Here is a 24056-nt window from a genome sequence, read left to right on the forward strand (position 1 = left end):
TCGGAGGGGCGATCTACACTCGGAGGGACATGAGCTTCCTCTTCGATCCGAGCGACTCCCGCGCCACCCCGGTCATCGTCGGTCCCCCCGGCGGCCCCGGGGACGCGCCCCGCACCGACCCGGCGCACGAGCAGCTCGTCGCGGGGCTGAACCCCCAGCAGCGCGAGGCGGTCGAGTACCGCGGAGACGCGCTGCTCATCGTCGCGGGTGCGGGCTCGGGCAAGACCAGCGTCCTCACCCGGCGCATCGCGAGCCTCCTGGGCAACGGCGAGGCCTGGCCGAGCCAGATCCTCGCGATCACGTTCACCAACAAGGCCGCGGCCGAGATGCGCGAGCGCGTCGAGAAGCTGGTGGGGCAGAGCGCCGAGGGGATGTGGATCTCGACGTTCCACTCCGCGTGCGTGCGGATCCTGCGCCGCGAGGCCGAGAACTTCGGCATGACCAAGTCGTTCACGATCTACGACTCGGGCGATCAGCGCGCCCTGCTCAAGCGCATCGTGAAGGACCTCGAGGCCGACTCGCTCGGGATCACCGTCGCGAGCGCCTCCGCGAAGATCTCCAAGCTCAAGAACGAGCTCGCCGACGTCGACTCCTACGCCCGCACCGCGAACCTCAGCGACCCGAACGAGGAGATGTTCCTCCAGGTCTTCCGGGCCTACTCGCGGGCGCTCGAGGGGGCGAACGCGTTCGACTTCGACGACCTGATCGCGCAGACCGTCTACCTCTTCCGCGCTTTCCCGCACGTCGCCGCGAAGTACCAGCGGCGCTTCCGCCACGTGCTGGTCGACGAGTACCAGGACACGAACCACGCCCAGTACTCGCTGATCCACGAGCTGACCCGGCCCGTGCCGCCGACGACGATGGCGGCGGCGCAGTTCGACCGCCCCTACCGCGGACCGGTCACGGCCGACGGCTCCATCCCGGGGGCCTCGCTCACCGTCGTCGGCGATTCGGACCAGTCCATCTACGCGTTCCGCGGCGCCGACATCCGCAACATCGTCGAGTTCGAGCGCGACTTCCCGGGCTGCCGCGTGATCCTGCTCGAGCAGAACTACCGCTCGACGCAGAACATCCTCTCGGCGGCCAACGCCGTCATCTCGAACAACTTCGACCGTCGCGCGAAGAACCTCTGGTCCTCCAGCGGCGACGGGGAGAAGATCGTCGGCTACACCGGGTACTCGGGTCACGACGAGGCGCAGTTCGTGGTCGACGAGATCGCCCGCCTGCACGCGGCGGGCACGGGCTACGACGAGATCGCGGTCTTCTACCGCACCAACGCGCAGACCCGCGCGCTGGAGGAGATCTTCATCCGCTCCGCGCTGCCCTACCGGATCCTGGGCGGCACGAAGTTCTACGAGCGCGCCGAGATCAAGGACGCCCTGGCGTACCTGATCACGGTGGCGAATCCGGCCGACGTGCTGGCGCTGCGGCGCATCATGAACACTCCGAAGCGGGGCATCGGTCCCGCGACGGAGGCGCAGCTGCAGTCGTTCGCCGACACCAACGCGGTGACCCTGCGGGAGGCGATGCGCAACGCCGGCTCGCTCGGGATGGGCCCGAAGGTGACGAAGGCGATCGTCGACCTCGCGACCCTCCTCGACGAGTGCGCGCTGATGCTCGACCCCGCACGGGAGGGCGGCGAGGCGAAGGTGCACGAGGTGCTGACGGCGCTCCTCACCCGCAGCGGCTACCTCGACATGCTCCGCGCCAGCCGCGACCCGCAGGACGAGGCCCGCGCCGAGAACGTCGACGAGCTCATCGCCGTCACCAAGGAGTTCGCGCGCAACAACCCGGACGGCGGGCTCGTGGACTTCCTCACCGAGGTCTCGCTGGTCGCCGCGGCCGACGACCTCGACGACGACTCCGGCACCGTCTCGCTGATGACGCTGCACACGGCGAAGGGCCTCGAGTACGACGCCGTGTTCCTCACCGGCATCGAGGAGGACCTGCTCCCGCACCGCATCTCGGCGAACGAGCCCGGCGGCCCGGCCGAGGAGCGGCGGCTGTTCTACGTGGGGATCACCCGGGCCCGCAAGCGCCTCTACCTCTCGCTCGCGATGACCCGCGCGCAGTACGGCGAGACGTCGGTCGCGATGCCGAGCCGGTTCCTGCAGGAGATCCCGGGAGAGCTGATCCAGTGGCGCCAGTCGCCCGGCGCGGCGACCTCGCGCGGAGGCACGCAGCCCCGGGCCCTGAACGCTCAGCGGCCCGGCTTCGGCAAGTCGCGATCGAACACCGAGTTCCGGGAGGCGCTCGCCGCGGCGCCGAAGGCCAAGGGCGAGTTCCCGAACCGGATCACCGGCATGGTGCGCGACAACGGCGACCTCGAGCTGATCCCGGGCGACCGCATCCGGCACACCGACTTCGGTGAGGGGCGCGTGAACGCGGTGACGGGCGAGGGCTCGAAGCGCGTCGCGCACGTGCTCTTCGACCAGGTGGGCGCGAAGAAGCTGCTGATCAAGGTCGCGCCGATCGAGAAGATCTAGTCCGGTGGCGGCCGGATCGGCGGCCGCGCGGCTCGCGACGGAGGCGTTCTCCCCGGCGGTCCTCGCGGTGCTCGTGCCGGTCGTGGTCGGCGCGCGCGTCGCGGATCCGCCCCTGCTGGGCGTCGCCTGGGGAGCGCTCGCGGCGCTCTTCGTCGGCGTGGTGCCCTACCTCGTCATCCGTCTGCTGATGCGCACCGGCCGGATCCACGGCGACCATCACGTCCCCGACCGGCGCGAGCGGGCGCTGCCGATCGCGCTGGCGCTGGTGTCGATAGCGGCCGGCCTGGTACTGCTCGCCGTGCTCGGCGCTCCTGCCGCGGTGACCACGTTCGGCGTGGTGACGGTGGCCGTGGTGCTCGCCGTCGGCGTGGTCAACCTGGTCTGGAAGCTGTCCGGGCACGCGGCGGTGGTCGCCACCTGCGCCGTCGTCGTGCTGATCGCCTACGGACCGCTCTCCCTGCTGATCAGCGTGCCCATCGTCCTCTGGGTGCTCTGGTCGCGGGTGCGCCTCGGCGCGCACACCCCCGCCCAGGTCATCGCGGGCGCCGCCGTCGGCACCGTCCTCGCCGGGACCGTCTGGTCCCTGCTCGGCTGACGTCCGTCCCTTCCCGTGTGCCCTCTGGTCGCCGTCCGCGAGATTCCACTCGAGTGGGAGGCACGCCGTGGCGGGCTCACCCGAGTGGCATCTCGCGGAAGTGGTCAGCCGGCGTAGCGCGCGACGAGCTCCCGCTTGAGGATCTTGCCGCTGGGCCCGAGCGGAAGGGCGTCGACGAACTCGACGCGGCGGGGGAACTTGAAGGCGGCGAGATGCTGGTTCGCGTAGGCGATCAGCTCCTCCGCGGTGGCGGTCGCCGACGGGGCGAGGATCACCGCGGCCATCACCTCCTGGCCGTGGCGCTCGTCCGGGATCCCGAAGACCGCCGCGTTCTGCACGGCCGGGTGCCCGATCAGCACCTCCTCGACCTCGCGCGGGTACACGTTGTAGCCGTTGCGGATGATCATGTCCTTCGTGCGGTCGAGGATGCGGATGTAGTCCTCCTCGTCCTTCGTGCCCAGGTCGCCGGTGCGGAACCAGCCGTCGATCACCGCCTCCGCGGTCGCCGCCGGATTGCCGAGGTACCCCTTCATCAGGTTGTGCCCGCGCACCACGATCTCGCCGAGCTCGCCCCGGGGGAGCAGCTCGACGCGGTCGGTCACGTCGGGGCGGGCGACCTCGACCTCGACGCCCCAGATCGGCGTGCCGACCGTGCCCGGCCGCGGCGGGACTCCGACGTGGTTGAAGGTGGCGACCGGGGAGGTCTCGGTGAGCCCGTAGCCCTCGTAGATCTCGACGCCGAACACCTCGCGGAAGCGCTCGATCACGGCGACGGGCAGCGCGGCGCCTCCCGAGACCGCGTAGCGCAGCGGCGGCCGGTCCTCGCGCCGGGTCGCGGCGTCGAGCAGGGCGACGTACATCGTGGGCACGCCCTCGAAGACCGTGCAGCCGTGGGCGATCATCGCCTCGAGCGCGGCGTCGCCGTCGAACTTCGGCACCAGGACGACCGTCGCGGCGGTGCGGAAGGCCGTGTTCATCGCGCAGACCTGCCCGAAGGTGTGGAAGAGCGGCAGCGCCCCGAGCACCACGTCGCCGCGGTGCAGGTCGAAGGTGTTCATCAGCAGGACGTCCGACTGCGAGACGATCGCGAAGTGCGTCCCCTCGGCCCCCTTCGGACGGCCGGTGGTGCCGCTGGTGTAGAGGATCGTCGCCGTGTCGGAGGGGGAGCGGGGCACGTAGCCGTCGATCGGAGTCGCCTCCGCGGCGAGGTCCTCCAGGCGCGGAAGGGGCGAGGCGGTGCCGTCTGGCACCATCACGCTCAGCACGGGAACGTCGGCGAGGTCCGCTCCGGCGGCCCCCTCGGCGAGCAGCGGAGCGGCGCACACGAGCGCGACGGCTCCGGAGTCGCGCAGGACGTAGGCGATCTCGTCGTGCTTGAGCAGGGCGTGCACCGGGACCACCACGGCGCCGAGCGCGAGGACGGCGAAGTAGCCGCGGGGGAAGTCGGGGACGTTCGGGACGAGCAGGGCCACGCGGTCGCCCGGTCCGATCCCCTGGGCGCGCAGGGCTCCGGCGTAGGCACGGGTCTGCCGCCAGAGGGTCGCGTAGTCGACGGCCTGCTCGCCGACGCGGACGGCGATCGTGTCGGGAGTGCGCCGCGCCGCCTCCGCCAGGATGGCCGCGACGGAGAGGGTGCCGAAGCCGGCGGCGGGCGGGGGAGCGGCGGGGGCCTCGGCCGTGCGGGGTTCGGTGATGCTCATCAAGGCTCCAGTCGTCGTTGACCGCCGCGGCGGATGCAGGGTGCTTCACCGTAGATCCGCCGGGCGGCCGCGTCGAGCGATCCGCACCGGATGTTCAGCACGGACGGGCGGGGAGTGCGCATCCCGGCGCCGAGCGGAAGGGGGTGCGGGAGGCGCGGGCGGCTGCCTACAGTCGGACTGCTGCGGCCCGGTTCCGCGGGTCGGACGACGGGAGGCGCGATGCGCGGCGAGGCGACGCTCTACACGGATGCGGTGGTGACGGCTCCGTTCGCCCTCGCGGTGATCGCAGAGGCGACCGGCTCGCGAGTGGTCGGCGCGCGGACCGCGGACGCGCACGTCCCGCTCTACAGCGGTCCGACGAGCGCGCGGGTCGAGATCGCGGGGTTCGGCGACAGCGTGCCGGTCACCGTCGACGTGCGCGACGAGCGCGGGATCGACGAGGCGCGTGCGGCCGCGCAGGCGCTCGGGCTGGAGCTCGCCGCCTACGCGGGCTGGGAGGTCGTGGCCGGCTTCTGAGCGTCGCGTCGGACCCGAGCGAGGTAGTAGCGGCTGGGCGCCGTCCTCACGATCGCGGGAAGCAGGCGGTAGACGGCGAAGGTGCGCGAGAGCGCCCGCTCGAACCGCGCCTCCTGCCGTGCGGTCCAGTGGAAGCCTAAGGGCTCGCGGAGCGCCGCCGGGAGCAGACCGGCGGTGATCAGGCGGAGGTAGGGGCCGAGCGGGCGCAGGTACCAGGCGGCGATGCTCGGGCCCAGCAGGTCGTGGGCGACCCGGCGGGCCGCGGGCGTGACCTCGAGGCGCTCCAGCTCCCGCTCCCAGTAGGCGTCGAACGCGGTGCGGGAGTCGGGCCAGAGGTCCGCGGGCATCTGCAGGGCCGCGCCGACGACGACGGAGCGGCGCACGATGTCGTCCGCCTCCTCCTCGCTCAGCGCACCGAAGGCGCCCTCGTAGAGCTGCAGCATCGACTGGGTGAGCGTCGCCGCGACCCAGCGCTGCAGGTCCGGGTCGAAGGCCGTGTAGCCGGGGCCGCGCACGGGCACGTGCGCCCTGTTCACGCGGCGGCGGACGGCGCGCACGTCCTCGGGAGTGCCGTAGTGCAGGACGTAGAGGTAGGAGAGCGTCCCGTGCAGGCGGTTCACGGCCCGGTGCACGAAGTCGGAGTGGTCGGCGACGCCCTGCCCGACCGCCGGGTGCGCGATCTGGAGGAGGATCGCGCGCGCGCCCGCCAGCAGGAACACGCCCTCGCGGAAGACGTCCGGGGTGCGGGAGGCCGACGACATGGCTCCACGCTACGCGGGAGCGGCTGGCGGAGGAGGAGCCGGTGCCCCCGGCGGGCGTCCGGCGGGCGCGGAGCGACCGCACGGGAAGCCCCCGGCGGGTGCGGAGTAGACTCGGCGCGGCCCAGGGACAGTGCCGAGACTCCGGCGTCGTCCGGGCCACCTCGAACTCGAAACGCAAGCGCGCTCGGCGCGGAATGGGAATGCAGCGTGGATCTCTTCGAATACCAGGCCCGTGATCTGTTCGAGAAGTACGGCGTCCCCGTGCTCCCGGGCATCGTCGCCGACACGCCGGAGGAGGTGCGCGCCGCGGCGGAGAAGCTGGGCGGCGTCACCGTCGTCAAGGCGCAGGTCAAGATCGGCGGCCGCGGCAAGGCGGGCGGCGTGAAGGTCGCGAAGACCCCCGAGGACGCGTTCGCCGCGGCGCAGTCGATCCTCGGCCTCGACATCAAGGGCCACGTCGTCAAGCGCGTCATGGTCGCCGGCGGTGCGCGCATCGACCGCGAGTTCTACTTCTCGGTGCTGCTGGACCGGGCCAACCGCTCCTACCTCTCGCTCACCTCCTACGAGGGCGGCATGGAGATCGAGCAGCTCGCCGTCGAGCGCCCCGACGCGCTGGCGCGCGTCGAGGTCGTCCCCGGCCAGGGCATCGACCAGGCCAAGGCCGAGGAGATCGCCCGCGCGGCGAAGTTCCCGGAGGAGCTGATCGCCAAGGTCGCGCCCGTCCTGGTGAAGCTGTACGACGTCTACACCGGCGAGGACGCCACGCTCGTCGAGGTGAACCCGCTCGTGCTCACCGAGGAGGGCGACGTCGTCGCGCTCGACGGCAAGGTCTCGCTCGACGAGAACGCCGGCTTCCGCCACGCGGACCACGCCGCGCTCGAGGACAAGGACGCCGCCGACCCGCTCGAGGCGAAGGCCAAGGAGAACGACCTCAACTACGTGAAGCTCGACGGCGAGGTCGGCATCATCGGCAACGGCGCGGGCCTGGTCATGTCGACCCTCGACGTCGTCGCCTACGCCGGAGAGAGGCACAACGGCGTGAAGCCGGCCAACTTCCTCGACATCGGCGGCGGAGCCTCCGCCCAGGTGATGGCGAACGGCCTCGACGTGATCCTCGGTGACGAGCAGGTCAAGAGCGTCTTCGTCAACGTCTTCGGAGGCATCACCGCGTGCGACGCGGTCGCCAACGGCATCCTCCAGGCGCTCGAGATCCTCGGCGACTCGGCCACGAAGCCGCTCGTCGTCCGCCTCGACGGCAACAAGGTCGAGGAGGGCCGCGCGATCCTCCAGGCCGCCGCCAACCCGCTCATCACGCTCGCCGCGACCATGGACGAGGGCGCCGACAAGGCCGCCGAACTCGCCGCCGCGTAACGGACCCGACGACTCAAGGAATCAGAGAACAAGCATGTCGATCTTCCTCACCAAGGACTCCAAGGTCATCGTCCAGGGCATCACCGGCGGCGAGGGCACCAAGCACACCGCGCTGATGCTCAAGGCCGGCACGAACGTGGTCGGCGGCGTCAACGCCCGCAAGGCCGGCACGACCGTCACCCACGGCGACGTCGAGCTCCCCGTCTTCGGCACCGTGAAGGAGGCGATGGAGGCCACCGGCGCCGACGTCTCCATCGCGTTCGTGCCGCCCGCCTTCTCGAAGGACGCCGTCATCGAGGCGATCGACGCCGAGATCGGCCTCCTCGTCGTCATCACCGAGGGCATCCCGGTGCAGGACTCCGCGGAGTTCTGGGCGTACGCGCAGGAGAAGGGGAACAAGACGCGGATCATCGGCCCCAACTGCCCCGGCATCATCACGCCGGGCGAGTCGCTCGTGGGCATCACCCCCGCGACGATCACCGGCAAGGGCCCGATCGGCCTCGTCTCGAAGTCGGGCACCCTGACCTACCAGATGATGTACGAGCTGCGCGACCTGGGCTTCTCGACCGCGATCGGCATCGGCGGCGACCCGATCATCGGCACGACGCACATCGACGCGCTCGCCGCGTTCGAGGCCGACCCCGAGACGAAGGCGATCGTGATGATCGGCGAGATCGGCGGCGACGCCGAGGAGCGCGCTGCGGACTTCATCAAGGCGAACGTCACGAAGCCCGTCGTCGGCTACGTCGCGGGCTTCACCGCCCCCGAGGGCAAGACGATGGGCCACGCCGGCGCCATCGTCTCCGGCTCGGCCGGCACCGCGCAGGCCAAGAAGGAGGCCCTCGAGGCCGCGGGCGTGAAGGTCGGCAAGACGCCCTCCGAGACGGCCGCCCTGCTCCGCGAGGTCTACGCGGCGCTCTAGCGCCCGTCCTCCCCGCACCACCGTCGGAACGGACGGTGCCCCTGCTCCGGCGGGCGGCGCCGTCCGTTCCGTCGTCGGGGCGGGTCCGGCCGGAGTAGCGTCGCAGAGTGACTCGCCGCCTCGGACTCGACCTGCTGACCTTCGTGCCGTACCCGGAGGGCCCCGAGCAGCCCGGCGACGCCGCGCGGAGCCTCGAGGACGGGCTCGCTCTGCTCGAGCTCGCCGAGGAGCTCGGCTACGGCACCGGCTGGGTCCGCGTGCGGCACTTCGAGCGCTACCTCGCGTCTCCGATGACCTTCTTCGCGGCCGCCTCCCAGCGGACCCGCCGCCTCCGCCTCGGGACCGCGGTCATCGGCGCCCGCTACGAGTCGCCCGTGCGCCTCGCCGAGGACGCCGCGACCGTGGACCTGCTCTCGGGCGGACGCCTCGACCTCGGCGTCAGCAGCGGCTTCGCGCATCTCGCCTCCGTCTTCGACGGGGTGTTCGGGCAGGCCGAGCGCGACTTCCGCGAGGAGGCGCAGGAGCGCATCGCGCGACTCCGCGAGGCGCTCTCGGGCGCCGTGCTCGGCGTCGCGGAGTCGGCCCTGATGTCGGTCCCGGTCGGCGCTCCGCTCGTCCAGCAGCCGCACGCGCCCGGCCTCGCCGACCGGCTCTGGTACGGGGCGGGAACGGTGTCCTCCGCGGTCCGGGCGGGCGAGCAGGGCATGCACCTGCAGGTGTCCACGCTCAACACGGAGGAGACGGGCCTGCCGTTCGCCGAGCAGCAGGCGGTGCAGATCCGCGCCTACCGCGAGGCCTTCGCCGCCGCGCACCCGGGGCGCACGTCGAGGGTGACGGCGGGCCGGATCGTGCTGCCGCTGCTCGACGCCGCCGACGAGGAGGCGCACCGCCCCTTCATCGAGGGCTACCTCGCGCGGATGGACGACGAGGGCCGCCCCCGCACGGCCGACCGGTCGATCATCGCCGCCCCGATGCGCTTCAGCCCCCTCCACGTCGGGAGCCCGGAGCGGATCGTCGCATCGCTCGCCGCGGATCCGGCGCTCGCGGAGGCGGACGCGCTCACGGTGACGCTCCCGGCGGTCGGCGGGGTGGAGTCGCAACGGCGCATCCTGCGCGCCGTCGCCGAGCGCATCGCCCCGCAGCTGGGCTGGACGCCCGGCGCTTGAGGATCAGCGCCGCGCGAGCAGTGCCCGGACGGGCCGCTGCAGCAGGAGCAGGAGCAGCCACCAGAGCCCGACCGACGGGACCAGTAGCGCCAGCGCCAGTGCGACGAGGAGCAGCGCGAAGGGCAGCAGTGCGGGCGCGAGCGGCAGGGGCCCTGCGCCGGGCCGCCTGAGCTCCGGGTGCCGGGAGAGGTGCAGCTCGATCAGGACCAGCGCCCCGCTCATCGCGGCCATCGTGCCGATGTAGAGCCCGATCGTCGCCCGGGAGTCCGGGAACAGCGCCAGCGCGCTCGTCGAGAACGGGAAGAACGCCAGCGCGGCCAGCCAGAGCAGGTCCAGCCACACCAGGGCGCCGTCGTAGTCCCCGGCGATCTCGAAGACGCGGTGGTGGGGGATCCAGAAGACGGCGATGACCGCGAAGGAGAGCGCGAAGGCGAGGACCGAGTCCAGGTGCTCCGCGAGCAGCGCCGGGACTCCGCCGCCCTCCCGGGCGACCTCGGGAGCCAGCTGCACCAGCGGCAGGACGAGGACGGTGATGGCGATGGCGGCGGTCGCGTCCGAGAAGTTGACGAGCCGGTCGAGCCCGCGCTCCGTCCGGCGGTGGGCCGCGCGTCCCCCGGGGCGCCCGCGGTGCACCAGGCGCTCGATCGGACCCGAGAGCAGGAGCAGCAGGAGCGCGAACATGTTGACGGCCGGCACCGCGACGGCAAGCACGAGGGCCGCGAGGAGGACGCTGATCACGATCAGCGACTTCGAAAGGGAGCGCCGCGGCTCCGCCCCCGGGGCCAGGAGATCCGGATCGCGGCGCACGATGAGCTGCATCGCGAGGGTCGCCGCGCTCGCCGCGATCATCGTGCCGATGTAGAGCGCGATGACGCTGCCGTCGGTGTCGAGCACGTTCGAGATCAGGTTCGCCGCGAAGGGGAGCAGGACGACCGCGGCCAGCCAGACGAAGTTCGCGACGACGAGCGCGGGCGAGTACCGGGCCACGCCCTCGAAGACGGAGTGGTGGACCGCCCAGAGCCGTCCGATCACGGCGAACGTGATGAAGAAGGCGGAGAGGGTGCCGTAGTGCCCGGTGAGGAGGGACCCCAGATCGGCCGCGCGGCCCTCCTCGACCACGTCGACGAGGGGGAGGACGAGGAACGTGATGGCGATGGCGACGACGGCGTCGGAGAAGTTCACGAGGCGGTCCAGGCCGCGCTCCGTCCGTGCGTCCGAGGTCCCCGTCATGGCTCCGACACTAGAGGGCCGGGCGGCGCGCCCCTGACCCGCCTCCGAGCGCGCCGCCGCTAGGCTCGTCAGGCCCATGAACCGGATCACCGTCGCCCTCCTCGCCGCCTTCGACGCCGCGCTGTCGGCGCTGATCGGGATCGCGATCCCGCTCGTCCCGCTGACCGTCCTCTGGGCCGTGCAGTACGACACGACGGTCGACTTCGGCGTGTTCTGGCGGGTCGCCGCCGACGCCTGGCTGCTCGGCCACGGGGCCGACCTGCAGGCGGCGCTGGCCCCCGACTCCGCCCTCGCCGTCGCGCTGCCCGGAGGCGCGGACGCCTTCCCGGTGACGATCGCTCCGCTGGCCTTCGCGCTCCTCACCGTGCTGCTCGGCGCGCGCACCGGCCGCCGCGCCCAGGAGTCGCCGTTCCGGGCCATCGGCGTCCTCGTCGCGATCGCGACCTACCTGGCGATCGCGCTCCTGGTCTCGCTCGGATCCGCGGACCCGGCCGCCACCGTCGATCCCCTGCAGGGGACGCTGCTGCCGCCGCTCGTCTTCGCGCTGGGGGTGCTCGTCGGAGCAGCGCTCCACTCCGCCCGCAGCGACGAGGCCGACCCCCTCGGCGAGCTGGCCGCCTCCGCGCTCGACCGCGTCCCCGCGCCGGGGCCCGGGCTCGTCCTCGCGTCGCTGCGCGGGGGAGCGCTCGCCGCGGCGGGCGTGGTCGGCGTCGCGGCGGTGCTCGTCGCCGTGCTGCTGGTCGTGCACTACACCTCGGTCGTCGCGCTCTACGAGAGCCTGGGCGCCGAGGCGCTCGGCGGCCTGGCCCTCACTCTCGGGCAGCTGGCGTTCCTCCCGAACCTGGTGATCTGGGCGGCGAGCTGGCTGATCGGCCCGGGCTTCGCCCTCGGCACCGGCTCCTCCGTGAGCGCGGCCGGGACGCTGCTCGGACCGATCCCGTTGATCCCGGTCCTCGCCGCACTGCCCGCAGGGGACTCGGCCTTCGGATTCCTGGGGCTGCTCGTGCCGCTGCTCGCCGGGTTCGCCGCGGGATGGCGGCTGCGGCGCGGCGTGATCGAGGCGCTCGACGGACGCTCGCTTCTGCGCTGGGGCGCGGCCGCGGCCGGCGGGATCGGCGTGGTCGGCGGCCTGCTGCTCGGGCTCCTCGCCTGGTTCTCGGCGGGCGCCGCCGGGCCCGGGCGGCTCGCCCAGGTGGGCCCGGACCCGCTCGTCGTCGGGGCGGTCGCCGCCCTCGAGCTCGCGCTGGCCGCGGGCCTGGGCCTCGCCGCGGGCCGCAGCCGACGCGGCTGACGCCGGCGGAGGCGTCCCCCTAGACTTGCGCAGTGCTGAAGTTGGTCGTGCTCCTCTCCGGCGGCGGATCGAACCTCCGCGCCCTGCTGGACGCCACCGGCGACGAGGGCTTCCCCGCCCGCATCGTCGCGGTCGGCAGCGACACCGACGCCGAGGGCTTCCGCCACGCCGAGGAGCGCGGAGTCCCCGCCTTCACGGTCGCGCCGCGCGACTTCTCCTCCCGCGACGAGTGGGGCGCCGCCCTGCTCGGGCGCATCCGGGAGTGGGAGCCCGACCTCGTCGTCTGCGCGGGCTTCATGCGCATCCTGCCGCCCGTGGTGGTGGACGCGCTCAGCCCGCGGATGATCAACACGCATCCCGCCCTGCTGCCCCTCTTCCCCGGCGCCCACGCCGTCCGCGACGCCCTCGCCGCCGGCGCGACCGAGACCGGCGTCACCGTGCACGTGATCGACACCGGCGTCGATACGGGACCCGTCATCGCCCAGGAGAGCCTCGCCGTGCTCCCCGGCGAGAGCGAGGACGCGCTGCACGAGCGCATCAAGACCATCGAGCGTCGCCTGCTGGTGCAGACGGTGCTCGACATCGCCCACGGAACCGTCGACCTCGAGGAGCTCGCCCGCGCATGAGCATCACCGCCCACGACCCCAGCATCTACGACGACCGCGACCGGGTCCCCGTCCGCCGGGCGCTGATCTCGGTCAGCGACAAGACCGGCCTGCTCGAGCTCGGAGCGGCGCTCGCCGCGGCCGGCGTCGAGCTCGTCTCTACCGGCTCGACCGCAGCGACCCTCCGCGGCGCCGGCCACGAGGTCACCGACGTCTCGGCCGTCACCGGGTTCCCGGAGTCGCTCGACGGCCGCGTGAAGACGCTGCACCCGGCCGTGCACGCGGGCATCCTCGCCGACCTGAGGCTCGCCTCGCACCGCGAGCAGCTGGAGCAGCTCGACATCGCCGCGTTCGAGCTGGTCGTGGTGAACCTGTACCCGTTCCGCGAGACCGTCGCCGGCGGCGCCGACGCGGCGACCGTGGTCGAGAACATCGACATCGGGGGCCCGGCCCTCGTCCGCGCCTCCGCGAAGAACCACGCCAACGTCGCGATCGTCGTCGACCCGGCCGACTACTCCGGGATCGCGACCGCCCTCGCCGACGGCGGCACGACGCTCGCCGCGCGCCGCACCCTGGCGGCCCGCGCCTTCGCGCACACCGCCTCCTACGACTCCGCCGTCGCCGCCTGGTTCGCCGGGCAGGAGGCGGCCGAGGGCGTCGAGGGCTCGGTCGAGATCCGCGGGACCCTGCAGCAGGTCCTCCGCTACGGCGAGAACTCGCACCAGAAGGCGGCCCTCTACGTCTCTCCCGACGGCACCGGCATCGCGCAGGCGACGCAGCTGCACGGCAAGGAGATGTCCTACAACAACTACGTCGACGCCGACGCGGCCGTCCGCGCGGCCTACGACTTCGTGCTCCCCGCCGTCGCGATCATCAAGCACGCGAACCCCTGCGGTATCGCGATCGCGAGCTCGAAGGCGATCGACCCCATCGCCTCCGCCCACCGCCGCGCCCACGAGTGCGACCCGGTGTCGGCCTTCGGCGGCGTCATCGCCGCGAACCGGCCCGTCACCCTCGCCATGGCCGAGACGGTGAAGGAGATCTTCACCGAGGTGCTCGTCGCCCCCGGCTTCGAGCCCGAGGCGCTCGAGGTGCTGAAGACCAAGAAGAACCTGCGCCTGCTGCAGCTCCCCGACTTATACGCCCCCGTGGAGCGCGAGTTCAAGCAGATCTCCGGCGGCCTGCTGCTGCAGGAGCCGGACCGCTTCATCGGCGGCCCCGGCGAGGTCAGCTCCGGCTGGCAGCTCGTCGCCGGCGAGCCCGCCGACGCCGACACGATGCTCGACCTCGAGTTCGCGTGGAAGGCCTGCCGCGCCGTCAAGTCGAACGCGATCCTCCTCGCCAAGGGCGGCGCCTCCGTCGGCGTCGGCATGGGTCAGGTCAACCGCGTCGACTCCTGCCACCTCGCCGTCACCCGCGCCGGCGACCGCGCCCCCGGCACCGTCGCCGCCTCCGACGCGTTCTTCCCCTTCGCCGACGGCCTCGAGGTGCTCCTCGCCGCCGGCGTGAAGGCCGTCGTCCAGCCCGGCGGCTCCGTCCGCGACGCCGAGGTCATCGACGCGGCCGCCCGCGCCGGCGTCACGATGTACACGACGGGGGAGCGGCACTTCTTCCACTGAGTGACGGGCGCTCCGCGCCCGTCACTCAGGTGCTTGTCTTCCCCGCCGCTCCCTGCGCGGCGGGGCGCGGTCGGCTCGGCGACGGGGTGCGTTCCGTGGAGCGGGGAGCGTCGCCGGTCGCGGGAATCGCTTGGCACGCGATCCCCGCTGAACCGGCTCTGCCTTGCCGTGCTCGTCTTCCCCGCCGCTCCCTGCGCGGCGGGGCGCGGTCGGCTTCGCGACGGGGTGCGTTCCGTAGAGCGGGTAGCGTCGCCGACCGCGTGAATCGCTTGGCACGCGATTCCCGCTGAGTCGGCTCTGCCTTGCGGTGGGCGGTTTCCCGGCCGCTCCTCGCGCGGCGGGGCGTGGTCGGTGCCACGACGTGAGGCTTTCCATGGAGTGGGGGCGTCGCCGGTCACGGGAATCGCTTGGCACGCGATTCCCGCTGAAACCGCTCTGCGGTGCGGTGAGTGGCTCTTAGGGGGCTGCTAGGGGATCGACAGGCGAGGCGCGGGCGGGGGCGCGTAGGGTCACCGGGTGCCTTCCGACTCGACGCCCGCGTCCACTCCCGACACCCCGACCGCCGCGACCACGATCGCCCCGAACCGGGACCGCGCGCCCGGGACGGGCCGCCGGATCCTCGTCGCGCTGCTCGCCGCCGCGGCGACCGCGCTCGTGGCGCACCTCGCCAACCTGCTGGCCTTCTTCATCGGCAACCAGCTGCAGCCCGGCTCCATCCCGCAGGTCAACGCCTACTTCCTGCTCTCGAGCGTGCTCGGCTTCGTGGTCGTCCTCGTCCTCGCCGTCGCGGGGACGCTCGGACGCACCTGGAGCGCCGCCCTCGCGGGACTCGTCGCGGGCGTGGTCGGAGCCGTGTTCGGCACGCTCGTCCAAGCCAGCGCCACCGGCGAGGCCGTCACGGGCGCCGTCTGGGCCTCCATCTTCCAGACCTTCGCCGGACTCAACCTCGTCTTCCTGCTCGCGTTCACCGTCTCGGCGGCGAGCGTCGGCCACACGCTCTGGAACCGCCTCCGCACCACGGGCGCTCCGGCCGCCGTCGTCACCGACCGCCGCATCGCGATCGTCCGGGCCCCGGCCGCCGACCTCTCGGCGGGCGAGCTCACCCACCTCGAGCGCGTCCCCGTCGACCAGCAGCGCGCCCAGCAGCAGTGGGAGGCGTACGTCGACCTGCTCGAGCGGGCCGGCTGGGAGACGGTCGAGGCCGCACCGGCGCCCGGACTCGCCGACTCCGTCTTCCTCGAGGACGCGGTCGTCGTCTTCGGCGACCACGCCGTGATCGCCCGGTCCGGAGCGGAGTCCCGCCGCGGAGAGACGGCAGGCGCCGAGGAGGCCGTCCGCGCCCTCGGCCTGACGGTCGACCGCATCGAGGAGCCGGGCACGCTCGACGGCGGCGACGTCCTCAAGGTGGGATCGACGGTCTACGTCGGCCGCGGAGGCCGGACCGACGCGGCGGGGGTAGCCCAGCTGCGCGCGATCCTCCGCCCCCGCGGGTACGACGTCGTCGCGGTCCCGCTGACCAAGGTGCTGCACCTCAAGAGCGCCGCGACCGCGCTGCCCGACGGCACGGTCATCGGCTGGGAGCCGGTCGTCGACGAGCCGCGCCTGTTCCCCTTCTTCCTGCCGATGCCCGAGGAGGCGGGCGCCCACGTGGTCGTCCTCGACGACGACACACTCCTGATGGCCGCCTCCGCTCCCCGGAGCGCCGAGCTGCTGAAGAGCCTGGGCTACCGCGTCCTGACCGTGGACATCTCGGAGTTCGAGAAGCTCGAGGGCTGCGTCACCTGCCTCTCGGTCCGCGTCCGCTGACGGCGGAGGCGGGGGAACCGCCGGATCGCGGCGGCCGCTGGACGGAGCACATAGCCCGGGTATAGCCTTCAAGGCTGCCCGGAGCTCTTCGGCCCGGTGGCACCTCCCGCCTCCCCGCCCACCCGGCAGGGGAGGCCCCGCCCTCGTCGCGAAAGCCCTCCGCCGTGTCCGCTCCCGCCCTCCCGTCTCCCGGCGCCCCCGCGCAGAAGCGCCCGAGCACGCTGCAGACCCTGCTGCGCCTCGTCCCCTTCGTCGGCGACTCCCTGCCCCGGCTGGTCGGCGGCATCGCGGTCGCGCTCGTGGCGAGCCTGGTGTCGCTGGTCATCCCGATCGTCCTGAAGCAGCTCGTCGACGGGCCGCTGGGGGACGGAGCGGCCTCCGCTGGCTCCGGCGACCTCGGGCCGCTGATCGGCCCGGTCGCCGTCATCCTCGTGCTCGGCGTCGTCGAGGCCGGTGCCATCGCGCTGCGCCGCCGGATGGTCCTCACCCCCAGCACGCGGATCGAGGCGCGCATGCGCTCGGCGCTCTACAGCCGCCTGCAGGACCTCCCCGTCTCGTTCCACGACCGCTGGCAGAGCGGGCAGCTCCTGTCGCGGGCGATGAGCGACCTCAGCCTCATCCGCCGCTGGATCGCCTTCGGCTTCGTCCTGCTCGTGGTCAACGCGCTGACGATCGTCGTCGGCTTCGGCGTCCTCGTCTACTGGAACCCGATCCTCGGCGTGCTCTTCGTCGTGTGCTCGATCCCGGTCTGGATCTACGGGTTCGCGTTCGAGAAGCGCTACTCGAGCATCGCGCGCCGCAGCCAGGACCAGGCGGGCGACCTCGCCACGACCGTCGAGCAGTCGGTGCACGGCATCCGCGTCCTGAAGGCCTTCGGCCGCCACCAGCACGCGCTGGAGAACTTCGCCGGCCAGGCCGAGAAGCTCCGCGGCACCGAGATCGACAAAGCCCGTGCCATCGCCGGGATCTGGCTCGTCCTCCTGCTGGTGCCGGACATCGCGTTCGCGCTCTGCCTGCTCGGCGGGGTCTGGCTCGCCGCGGCCGGTCAGCTGAGCGTCGGCGAGCTGTTCGCCTTCTTCGCCACCGCGACCGTGCTGCGCTGGCCGGTCGAGTCGATCGGCTTCCTCCTCTCGATGACCTTCGACACCCGCACGGCGGTCGACCGCTACTTCGAGGTGATGGACAGCCGGAACACCATCACCGACCCGGAGGACCCCGAGACGATCCTCGAGCCGCGCGGCCGGGTGCGCTTCCGCGACGTCCACTTCCGGTACCAGGACGCCCCCGAGCGCTACCGCGACCTCCTCGACGGCGTCGACCTCGAGGTCGAGCCGGGCGAGACGATGGCGCTGGTCGGCATCACCGGCTCCGGGAAGACGACGCTCACCGCGCTGCTCCCGCGCCTCTACGACGTGACCGGCGGAGCCATCGAGCTCGACGGCGTCGACATCCGCCGGCTCCGCCGCGACGAGCTGCGCACGCACATCGGCATGGCGTTCGAGGACGCGACGCTCTTCTCCACCAGCGTGCGCGAGAACGTCCTCCTCGGCCGACCCGACGCGACCGAGGAGGAGCTGCTCGAGGCCCTCGAGATCGCGCAGGCCGACTTCGTCCACCGCCTTCCCGAGGGCCTGGACACCAAGGTGGGCGAGGAGGGGATGAGCCTCTCCGGCGGCCAGCGCCAGCGCCTGGCCCTCGCCCGCGCGGTGGCCGCTCGTCCGGCGGTGCTCGTCCTCGACGACCCGCTCTCGGCGCTCGACGTCGACACGGAGGCGCGCGTCGAGGCAGGGCTGCGCCGCGTGCTCGGCGACACCACGGCGATCATCGTCGCCCACCGCCCCTCGACGGTGGCGCTCGCCGATCGCGTGGCACTGATGGAGGAGGGCCGCATCACCGCGGTCGGCACCCACAGCGAGCTGCTCGCGAGCAGCCCGCACTACCGCTTCGTCATCTCGAGCCTCGAGGAGGACGAGCTGACCCGGCCCGCCGGAACCGAGCGCATCGGCTCCCGCCCCACGACGACCCACCAGGAGACGCGATCATGAGCACGCTCGGTTCCTCCGAGGAGCGCGACGACCTCAGCAGAGCGGAGTCGGCGGCCCTGCGCCGGCGCTCGCTGCGGCTGCTCGGCTCCCTGCTGCGGCCGCTCCGGCTGCGGCTGGTGCTCACCGCGGTCGTGGTCGTCGTCGCGACCGCTGCCCAGGTCGCGGGACCGGCGCTGATCGCGGCGGGCATCGACAACGGCCTGCCCGCGGTCCTCGCGGGGAACGCGGTCCCGCTGGCGGTCACGGTCGGCGCCTACATCCTCACCGGACTCGTCGGCGCGCTCCTGGTCGCCTGGTACACCGTGCTCTCCGCGCGGGTGAGCCAGGCGATCCTGATCGACCTGCGCAAGCGGGTCTTCCTGCACACCCAGAAGCTGAGCCTGGAGTTCCACGAGAACTACACCTCCGGCCGGATCATCTCGCGCCAGACCAGCGACCTCGACTCCATCCGCGAGCTGCTCGACTCCGGCATCAACCAGCTGGTGCAGGGTGCGCTCTACATGGGCTTCGTCGCGATCGCCCTGGTCTCCCTGGACGGCGTGAGCGGCATCGTGCTCGCCTGCGCCCTGGTGCCGCTCGCGCTGCTCACCCGCTGGTTCCAGAAACGGTCGCAGGCGCTGTTCCGCGGCACTCGCGTCGCCTCGTCGCGGCTCATCGTGCAGTTCGTGGAGTCGATGACCGGCATCCGCGCCGTGCAGACCTTCCGCACGCAGAAGCGCAACGAGTCCGTGTTCGGCGGGGTCGTCGAGCAGTACCGGCTCGCCTACAAGCGCGTCTTCGGGGTGTTCGGCACCTTCGACCCCGGGCTCGTGCTGATCGGCAACGTCACCGTCGCCGTGGTGCTGTTCATCGGCGGCGTCCGCGTGCTCGACGGCGGGCTCGAGATCGGCGCGCTGCTGGCGGTCCTGCTCTACACCCGGCGCTTCTTCGACCCGGTGCAGGAGATGGCGATGTTCTACAACTCCTACCAGTCGGCGGCCGCCGCGCTCGAGAAGATCTCGGGCGTGCTGGCCGAGAAGCCGAGCGTCCCGGATCCGGCCCGCCCGGTCGACCTGCGCCAGGCGCGGGGCCGCCTCGGCTTCGAGGGCGTCCGCTTCGCCTACACCGCCGACCGCGAGGTGCTGCCGCGCTTCGACCTCGACATCCCCGCCGGGCAGACCATCGCCCTCGTCGGGTCCACGGGCGCCGGCAAGACGACGCTCGCCAAGCTGATCTCGCGCTTCTACGACCCGAGCGACGGCGTGGTGACCCTCGACGGCGTGGACCTGCGGCAGCTGCACCCGAAGGACCTGCGGCGCGCGATCGTGATGGTCACCCAGGAGGCGTACCTCTTCTCCGGATCCGTCGCCGACAACATCGCGATCGGGCGGCCGACCGCGTCCTACGACGAGATCGTCCGGGCCGCGCAGGCGGTCGGCGCGCACGAGTTCATCCAGGCGCTTCCGGACGGCTACGACACCGACGTGAACAAGCGCGGCGGCCGCGTCTCGGCCGGTCAGCGCCAGCTGATCTCGTTCGCCCGCGCGTTCCTGGCCGACCCGGCGGTGCTGATCCTGGACGAGGCGACCTCCTCCCTCGACATCCCGAGCGAGCGCCTGGTGCAGCAGGGCCTGCAGACGCTGCTGGCGGACCGCACGGCGGTCATCATCGCGCACCGCCTCTCGACGGTCGCGATCGCCGACCGGGTGCTGGTGATGGAGCACGGCCGCATCGTCGAGGACGGCACCCCGGAGGCGCTCATCGCCGGCGAGGGCCGCTTCGCCACCCTGCACGCGGCCTGGCGGGGCTCGCTCGTCTGATCGGCTGCTGCTCGCGACTCACGTCCCGGAGCCGCTCCCGGCTCAGGGGCGCCAGCGGGCGCTGCGCACGTCGACGCGCCAGCCGCCCGGCGTGACGACGAGGGGCGTGCCCTCGCGCTCGTACTCCCGGCGGGCGCGCTCCTCGTGGCCGACCGGGGGCGCTCCTCCCGCGCGGACGACGCGCCACCAGGCGGTGTCGGAGCCGTAGCGGGCCATCACCGTGCCGACCGCGCGTGCCGCACGAGTGCCGAGGACCGCGGCGATCTCGCCGTAGGCCATCACGCGTCCGGGCGGGATCGAGGCGACCACCTCGAGGACGGCGGAGACGAAGTCGGCCGGCTCCGCTGCCTCCGGCGCCGCGCTCAGAGCGTCAGCGCCCCGATGTTCTCGCCGTACTGCGTCTCGCCGACGACCTCGAAGCCGATCCAGCGGAAGAACTGCTCCGGGCCGTCCTCGCCGGACTCCCAGATCACCGTGAGGGTGTCGAAGCCGCGGGCGCGGGCCTCGTCGGCGGTGGCGCGGACGGCGAAGGTGCCCACGCCGCGGCCCTGCTTCGCCGCGTCGATGTTGATGCGCCAGATGCAGCTGCGGAACTCCTCCGCCGCCTCCGGGTCGAAGTGCGCGTGGATGAAGCCGACCAGCTCGTCGCCGTCCATCACGGCCCGCTGCCAGGAGGCGCCCGGGTCGATCACCGCGGCGGCGGCGGAGTAGGAGACCGGCGCGATGAACTGCTCCTGGCCGGGTTTGAGGCTCAGACCGTTCACGGCGGAGATGTTCGAGGCGGACAGCTCTTCCAGGCGGAGGTCACTCATGCCGTCACTGTACCGGCGGCGCAGGACGGCGGGCATCCTCCTGTCGGGCGACGTGCGCCGGCCCCGGCGCGGACGATCGAGAACTGTCTCGACATCGAGACAGTTCGGGCCTCGGGTAGGCTGGCGGAGGCCATCCGGAGCGGTGCAGAGCCGCCCGTCCCGCACAGGTGCGGGGTCATCGACACCATGGGAGAGCAATGTCCAAGATCAAGGTTGAGGGAACGGTCGTCGAGCTCGACGGCGACGAGATGACGCGCATCATCTGGCAGAAGATCAAGGACACCCTCATCCACCCGTACCTCGACGTGAACCTCGAGTACTACGACCTCGGCATCGAGTACCGCGACGAGACGGACGACCAGGTCACGATCGACGCGGCGCACGCCATCCAGAAGCACGGCGTCGGCGTGAAGTGCGCGACCATCACCCCCGACGAGGCCCGCGTCGAGGAGTTCGGCCTCAAGAAGATGTGGAAGTCGCCCAACGGCACGATCCGCAACATCCTCGGCGGCGTGATCTTCCGCGAGCCGATCATCATCTCGAACATCCCGCGCCTGGTCCCCGGCTGGAACAAGCCGATCATCATCGGCCGCCACGCGTTCGGCGACCAGTACCGCGCCACCGACTTCGTCTTCAAGGGCAAGGGCACGCTGACCGTCGAGTTCACGCCCGAGGACGGCTCCGAGCCGATGAGGTTCGAGGTCTACAAGGCCCCGGACGACGGCATCGCGCAGGTCCAGTACAACCAGGACGCGTCGATCCGCGACTTCGCCCGCTCGTCGCTGAACTACGGCCTCTCGCGCAACTACCCGGTCTACCTCTCCACCAAGAACACGATCCTCAAGGCCTACGACGGCCGCTTCAAGGACATCTTCGAGGAGATCTTCGAGACCGAGTTCAAGGAGCGCTTCGACGCCGCGGGCCTCACCTACGAGCACCGCCTCATCGACGACATGGTCGCCTCGGCCATGAAGTGGGAGGGCGGCTACGTCTGGGCCTGCAAGAACTACGACGGCGACGTCCAGTCCGACACCGTCGCGCAGGGCTTCGGCTCGCTGGGCCTGATGACCTCCGTGCTCTCCACGCCCGACGGCAGCGTCGTCGAGGCGGAGGCGGCGCACGGCACCGTCACGCGCCACTACCGCCAGCACCAGGCCGGCAAGCCCACCTCGACGAACCCGATCGCCTCGATCTACGCCTGGACGCGCGGTCTCGCGCACCGCGGCAAGCTCGACGGCAACCAGGAGCTCATCGACTTCTCGCTCACCCTGGAGGACGTGGTCATCAAGACGGTCGAGTCCGGGAAGATGACGAAGGACCTCGCCCTGCTCGTCGGCCCCGAGCAGGGCTGGCAGACGACCGAGGAGTTCCTCGCGACCCTCGATGAGAACCTGAAGGCCCGCATGTCGGCCTGATCACCGGCTTCAGCAGACGCGTCCGGCCCGCACGATCCTCGGATCCTGCGGGCCGGAGGCGTCTCCGGGCCCGGTGGGACGCGCCCGGGCCGAGCGCCTCAGAGCGCCCGGGCGAGCTCCTCCATCGCGTGGAGCGGATCGGGCCCCGACGGCATCAGCACGACGCTCGACGCACCGGCCTCGTGCAGCAGGCCGATGCGGCGACGAGCGTCCTCGGGAGTGCCCACGACGGCCAGCTGGTCGACCCAGGCGTCGGGCAGGTCGCGGACGAAGGCGGCGCGGTCGGCGCTCTCGGCCCGCAGGCGGGCGAAGTCCTCGGCGAAGGGGAGCGGCTCGATGTGCGGCGCCCAGTCCGGCTCGCCGATCCACTCGAGTCCCGGCCGGACCGCGTCGCGCGCGGCGGCCGCATCGTCGTCCACGGCGGCCACGTTGTAGGCGACGATCCGTCCGGTGCCGCCCAGGTGGCCGCGGGCCGCCGCGAGGTACTCCGGAGTGACGGGCTCGGCCAGGACGACCCCGTCGGCGATCCGGCCCGCGAGCGCCAGCGACTTCGGTCCGCGGACGCCGGCCAGCAGCGGCGGCACGACGGCGGGCGGCGACTCCAGGACGAGGTCGTCCACGTGCACGTAGCGGCCGGAGCGGTCGGTGCGCTCGCCGGAGAGCAGCGAGCGGATCGCGTCGAACTGCTCCTCGAGCAGGGTGAGCGGGCTGCGCGGCCAGACGCCGAGGCCGCGCATCCAGTGCGGCATCCCGTGCCCGATGCCGGCGTGGACGCGGCCGGGGAACAGCTCGGCGAGAGTGCCGAGCTCCATCGCGGTGAAGGCCGCCGTGCGGACGGCGGCGGGCAGGATGCCGATGCCGACGACGATCCGCTCGGTGGCGGCGAGCACCGCGCCGGCCTGGGCGATGCCGCCGCGGAAGCCGAGGTCCTCGACCACCCAGAGCTCGTCGAAGCCGAGCTCCTCGGCGCGGCGGGCGTAGCCGAGCACCTCGGAGGCGGGGAGATCGCGGGGGAGCAGGACGCCGACAGCGGTGTCGGAGGAGGAGGCGCGCATCCGGCCAGCGTAGGGCGTGCGGACAGGCGGAGGGCCCGCCCGCACGATCGCGGACGGGCCCTCGCTCGTCGTCCTACTCGGCGGCCGCCTCGCCGATCCGCACCTGCTCGGGGCGGGCGGTCGAGACGACCTCGATGCGGCGGGGACGCGCCTTCTCGCTGACCGGGATGGTCACCGAGAGCACGCCGTTGTCGTAGGACGCGGCGATGCGCTCGGTGTCGACGCCCTGGCCGAGGCTCAGCTGGCGGACGAAGGTCGCCGACTGGCGCTCCCGGGTGATCCAGGTGACGTCGTCGCCGCCCGCGACGGTGCGCTGGGCGCGGATGGTGAGGAGCTGCCCGTCGACGTCGACGTCGACGGACCCGGGGTCGATGCCGGGGAGGTCGGCGGTGAGGACGTAGTGGTCGCCGTCCCGGTACAGGTCGATCGGCATCCGGCGGGGCCCCTGGCCGGAGCCGAGGAGGGCGGTGGCGAGGCGGTCCAGCTCGCGGACGGGTGGTCGGTGGGACAGGTGGATCGGCAATCGATGTCCTTACTCACATTCGCTGGGAACCGGATCGGTTTCCACACAGAAACGACCCTACGAACTCGATTGCCCAGCTTTGTTACGAACGGGTAACGAAGTCGACGCTGAAGGGGGCCGATCCGTTGGCACTCCCCCTCCCCGAGTGCTGATTTAATCGCGTTGAGCCGGGTCGGCTCAACTCTTGGAACTCTTCGTTGCACGACTGAATGGAGTGATCTCATGGCTGTCACCTACGACCCCGTCCGCGAGCTGGACCGCCTCGCCACCGCCCTCCTCGGCTCCGGCCAGGGGCCCCGCCGGATGCCGATCGACCTGTACCGGGACGGCGACCACTAC

Annotated in this window: 20 protein-coding genes; 13 read left to right on the plus strand and 7 right to left on the minus strand. The window is 72.3% G+C overall.

What is annotated here, in order from left to right; genetic code table 11:
* Positions 1 to 29: 29 nt before the first annotated feature.
* Together C5C74_RS09925 and C5C74_RS09930 are read left to right on the plus strand one after the other, a co-directional pair.
* On the plus strand, positions 30 to 2486 hold the full coding sequence (locus tag C5C74_RS09925) for an ATP-dependent helicase (protein WP_104351449.1): 2457 nt from the start codon (positions 30 to 32) through the stop codon (positions 2484 to 2486).
* Between the two features lie 4 nt (positions 2487 to 2490).
* On the plus strand, positions 2491 to 3081 hold the full coding sequence (locus tag C5C74_RS09930) for a phosphatase PAP2 family protein (protein ID WP_104351450.1): 591 nt from the start codon (positions 2491 to 2493) through the stop codon (positions 3079 to 3081).
* A gap of 104 nt (positions 3082 to 3185) precedes the next feature.
* Here C5C74_RS09930 and C5C74_RS09935 read toward each other — a convergent pair whose 3' ends face one another.
* The gene (locus C5C74_RS09935) at positions 3186 to 4781 is read right to left on the minus strand and encodes a long-chain fatty acid--CoA ligase (protein WP_104351451.1); all 1596 of its coding nucleotides are present in this window, start codon (positions 4779 to 4781) and stop codon (positions 3186 to 3188) included.
* A gap of 219 nt (positions 4782 to 5000) precedes the next feature.
* On the opposite strand from C5C74_RS09935, the gene C5C74_RS09940 reads away from it, so the two are divergent.
* Positions 5001 to 5297: a hypothetical protein gene (locus C5C74_RS09940; protein ID WP_104224926.1), complete on the plus strand. Its 297-nt coding sequence runs from the start codon at positions 5001 to 5003 to the stop codon at positions 5295 to 5297.
* Here C5C74_RS09940 and C5C74_RS09945 read toward each other — a convergent pair.
* Positions 5264 to 6058 carry an oxygenase MpaB family protein gene (locus C5C74_RS09945; RefSeq protein ID WP_104351452.1) on the minus strand — a complete coding sequence of 265 codons (795 nt, stop codon included), beginning with the start codon at positions 6056 to 6058 and terminating at the stop codon, positions 5264 to 5266. The genes C5C74_RS09940 and C5C74_RS09945 overlap by 34 nt on opposite strands.
* A gap of 207 nt (positions 6059 to 6265) precedes the next feature.
* On the opposite strand from C5C74_RS09945, the gene sucC reads away from it, so the two are divergent.
* The 3 genes from sucC to C5C74_RS09960 all read left to right on the plus strand — a co-directional run bounded on the left by sucC (position 6266) and on the right by C5C74_RS09960 (position 9517).
* Entirely contained in the window at positions 6266 to 7429 is a 1164-nt protein-coding gene (gene sucC, locus C5C74_RS09950; protein WP_104317958.1) for an ADP-forming succinate--CoA ligase subunit beta, read from the plus strand.
* A gap of 34 nt (positions 7430 to 7463) precedes the next feature.
* On the plus strand, positions 7464 to 8351 hold the full coding sequence (gene sucD, locus C5C74_RS09955) for a succinate--CoA ligase subunit alpha (RefSeq protein WP_104224929.1): 888 nt from the start codon (positions 7464 to 7466) through the stop codon (positions 8349 to 8351).
* A gap of 107 nt (positions 8352 to 8458) precedes the next feature.
* Positions 8459 to 9517 (plus strand): LLM class flavin-dependent oxidoreductase, encoded by a 1059-nt coding sequence (locus C5C74_RS09960; RefSeq protein WP_104351453.1) that lies wholly within the window; start codon positions 8459 to 8461, stop codon positions 9515 to 9517.
* A gap of 3 nt (positions 9518 to 9520) precedes the next feature.
* Here the strand turns inward: C5C74_RS09960 and C5C74_RS09965 are convergent, their stop codons facing one another.
* Positions 9521 to 10747 (minus strand): TMEM175 family protein, encoded by a 1227-nt coding sequence (locus tag C5C74_RS09965; RefSeq protein ID WP_181134684.1) that lies wholly within the window; start codon positions 10745 to 10747, stop codon positions 9521 to 9523.
* Between the two features lie 76 nt (positions 10748 to 10823).
* Between C5C74_RS09965 and C5C74_RS09970 the strand changes: the two genes are divergently transcribed.
* The 6 genes from C5C74_RS09970 to C5C74_RS09995 all read left to right on the plus strand — a co-directional run bounded on the left by C5C74_RS09970 (position 10824) and on the right by C5C74_RS09995 (position 19912).
* The gene (locus tag C5C74_RS09970; protein ID WP_104351455.1) at positions 10824 to 12038 is read left to right on the plus strand and encodes a DUF6350 family protein; all 1215 of its coding nucleotides are present in this window, start codon (positions 10824 to 10826) and stop codon (positions 12036 to 12038) included.
* A 32-nt stretch (positions 12039 to 12070) separates the two neighbouring features.
* A complete protein-coding gene (gene purN, locus C5C74_RS09975) occupies positions 12071 to 12664 on the plus strand; it encodes a phosphoribosylglycinamide formyltransferase (RefSeq protein WP_104224933.1) in 594 nt (197 codons plus the stop codon).
* A complete protein-coding gene (gene purH, locus C5C74_RS09980; protein ID WP_104351456.1) occupies positions 12661 to 14262 on the plus strand; it encodes a bifunctional phosphoribosylaminoimidazolecarboxamide formyltransferase/IMP cyclohydrolase in 1602 nt (533 codons plus the stop codon). Before purN ends, purH begins: the two co-directional genes overlap by 4 nt.
* Positions 14263 to 14778: 516 nt before the next feature.
* On the plus strand, positions 14779 to 16068 hold the full coding sequence (gene ddaH, locus C5C74_RS17985; RefSeq protein WP_308471009.1) for a dimethylargininase: 1290 nt from the start codon (positions 14779 to 14781) through the stop codon (positions 16066 to 16068).
* 164 nt (positions 16069 to 16232) lie between these two features.
* Positions 16233 to 18113, plus strand: a complete 1881-nt coding sequence (locus C5C74_RS09990; protein ID WP_104351457.1) for an ABC transporter ATP-binding protein — start codon at positions 16233 to 16235, stop codon at positions 18111 to 18113.
* Entirely contained in the window at positions 18110 to 19912 is a 1803-nt protein-coding gene (locus tag C5C74_RS09995; RefSeq protein ID WP_104351458.1) for an ABC transporter ATP-binding protein, read from the plus strand. Before C5C74_RS09990 ends, C5C74_RS09995 begins: the two co-directional genes overlap by 4 nt.
* A 42-nt stretch (positions 19913 to 19954) precedes the next feature.
* Here C5C74_RS09995 and C5C74_RS10000 read toward each other — a convergent pair whose 3' ends face one another.
* Complete coding sequence (locus C5C74_RS10000) at positions 19955 to 20278, minus strand: MGMT family protein (protein ID WP_104238475.1); 324 nt, start codon at positions 20276 to 20278, stop codon at positions 19955 to 19957.
* A complete protein-coding gene (locus tag C5C74_RS10005; RefSeq protein ID WP_104224946.1) occupies positions 20275 to 20724 on the minus strand; it encodes a GNAT family N-acetyltransferase in 450 nt (149 codons plus the stop codon). The genes C5C74_RS10000 and C5C74_RS10005 overlap by 4 nt, the downstream gene beginning before the upstream one ends.
* A gap of 197 nt (positions 20725 to 20921) precedes the next feature.
* Here C5C74_RS10005 and C5C74_RS10010 point away from each other — a divergent pair, with 197 nt between their 5' ends.
* Positions 20922 to 22139, plus strand: coding sequence for an NADP-dependent isocitrate dehydrogenase (locus C5C74_RS10010; protein WP_104224939.1), 1218 nt, complete (start codon positions 20922 to 20924; stop codon positions 22137 to 22139).
* Between the two features lie 98 nt (positions 22140 to 22237).
* Here the strand turns inward: C5C74_RS10010 and C5C74_RS10015 are convergent, their stop codons facing one another.
* The gene (locus C5C74_RS10015; RefSeq protein ID WP_104351459.1) at positions 22238 to 23194 is read right to left on the minus strand and encodes an LLM class flavin-dependent oxidoreductase; all 957 of its coding nucleotides are present in this window, start codon (positions 23192 to 23194) and stop codon (positions 22238 to 22240) included.
* A 73-nt stretch (positions 23195 to 23267) separates the two neighbouring features.
* Positions 23268 to 23717 (minus strand): Hsp20/alpha crystallin family protein, encoded by a 450-nt coding sequence (locus tag C5C74_RS10020; RefSeq protein ID WP_374953516.1) that lies wholly within the window; start codon positions 23715 to 23717, stop codon positions 23268 to 23270.
* Positions 23718 to 24056: the final 339 nt, after the last annotated feature.

Source organism: Rathayibacter sp. AY1E8 (assembly GCF_002931415.1).
GTDB lineage: Bacteria > Actinomycetota > Actinomycetes > Actinomycetales > Microbacteriaceae > Rathayibacter.

Coding starts and splice junctions, on each gene's coding strand:
- sucD (WP_104224929.1), top strand. CDS start 7,464: ATGTCGATCTTCCTCACCAAGGACTCCAAGGTCATCGTCCAGGGCATC.
- C5C74_RS09945 (WP_104351452.1), bottom strand. CDS start 6,058: ATGTCGTCGGCCTCCCGCACCCCGGACGTCTTCCGCGAGGGCGTGTTC.
- C5C74_RS09925 (WP_104351449.1), top strand. CDS start 30: ATGAGCTTCCTCTTCGATCCGAGCGACTCCCGCGCCACCCCGGTCATC.
- C5C74_RS09935 (WP_104351451.1), bottom strand. CDS start 4,781: ATGAGCATCACCGAACCCCGCACGGCCGAGGCCCCCGCCGCTCCCCCG.
- C5C74_RS10005 (WP_104224946.1), bottom strand. CDS start 20,724: ATGAGTGACCTCCGCCTGGAAGAGCTGTCCGCCTCGAACATCTCCGCC.
- C5C74_RS09940 (WP_104224926.1), top strand. CDS start 5,001: ATGCGCGGCGAGGCGACGCTCTACACGGATGCGGTGGTGACGGCTCCG.
- purH (WP_104351456.1), top strand. CDS start 12,661: ATGAGCATCACCGCCCACGACCCCAGCATCTACGACGACCGCGACCGG.
- C5C74_RS09965 (WP_181134684.1), bottom strand. CDS start 10,747: ATGACGGGGACCTCGGACGCACGGACGGAGCGCGGCCTGGACCGCCTC.
- C5C74_RS09970 (WP_104351455.1), top strand. CDS start 10,824: ATGAACCGGATCACCGTCGCCCTCCTCGCCGCCTTCGACGCCGCGCTG.
- C5C74_RS10010 (WP_104224939.1), top strand. CDS start 20,922: ATGTCCAAGATCAAGGTTGAGGGAACGGTCGTCGAGCTCGACGGCGAC.
- C5C74_RS09995 (WP_104351458.1), top strand. CDS start 18,110: ATGAGCACGCTCGGTTCCTCCGAGGAGCGCGACGACCTCAGCAGAGCG.
- C5C74_RS10015 (WP_104351459.1), bottom strand. CDS start 23,194: ATGCGCGCCTCCTCCTCCGACACCGCTGTCGGCGTCCTGCTCCCCCGC.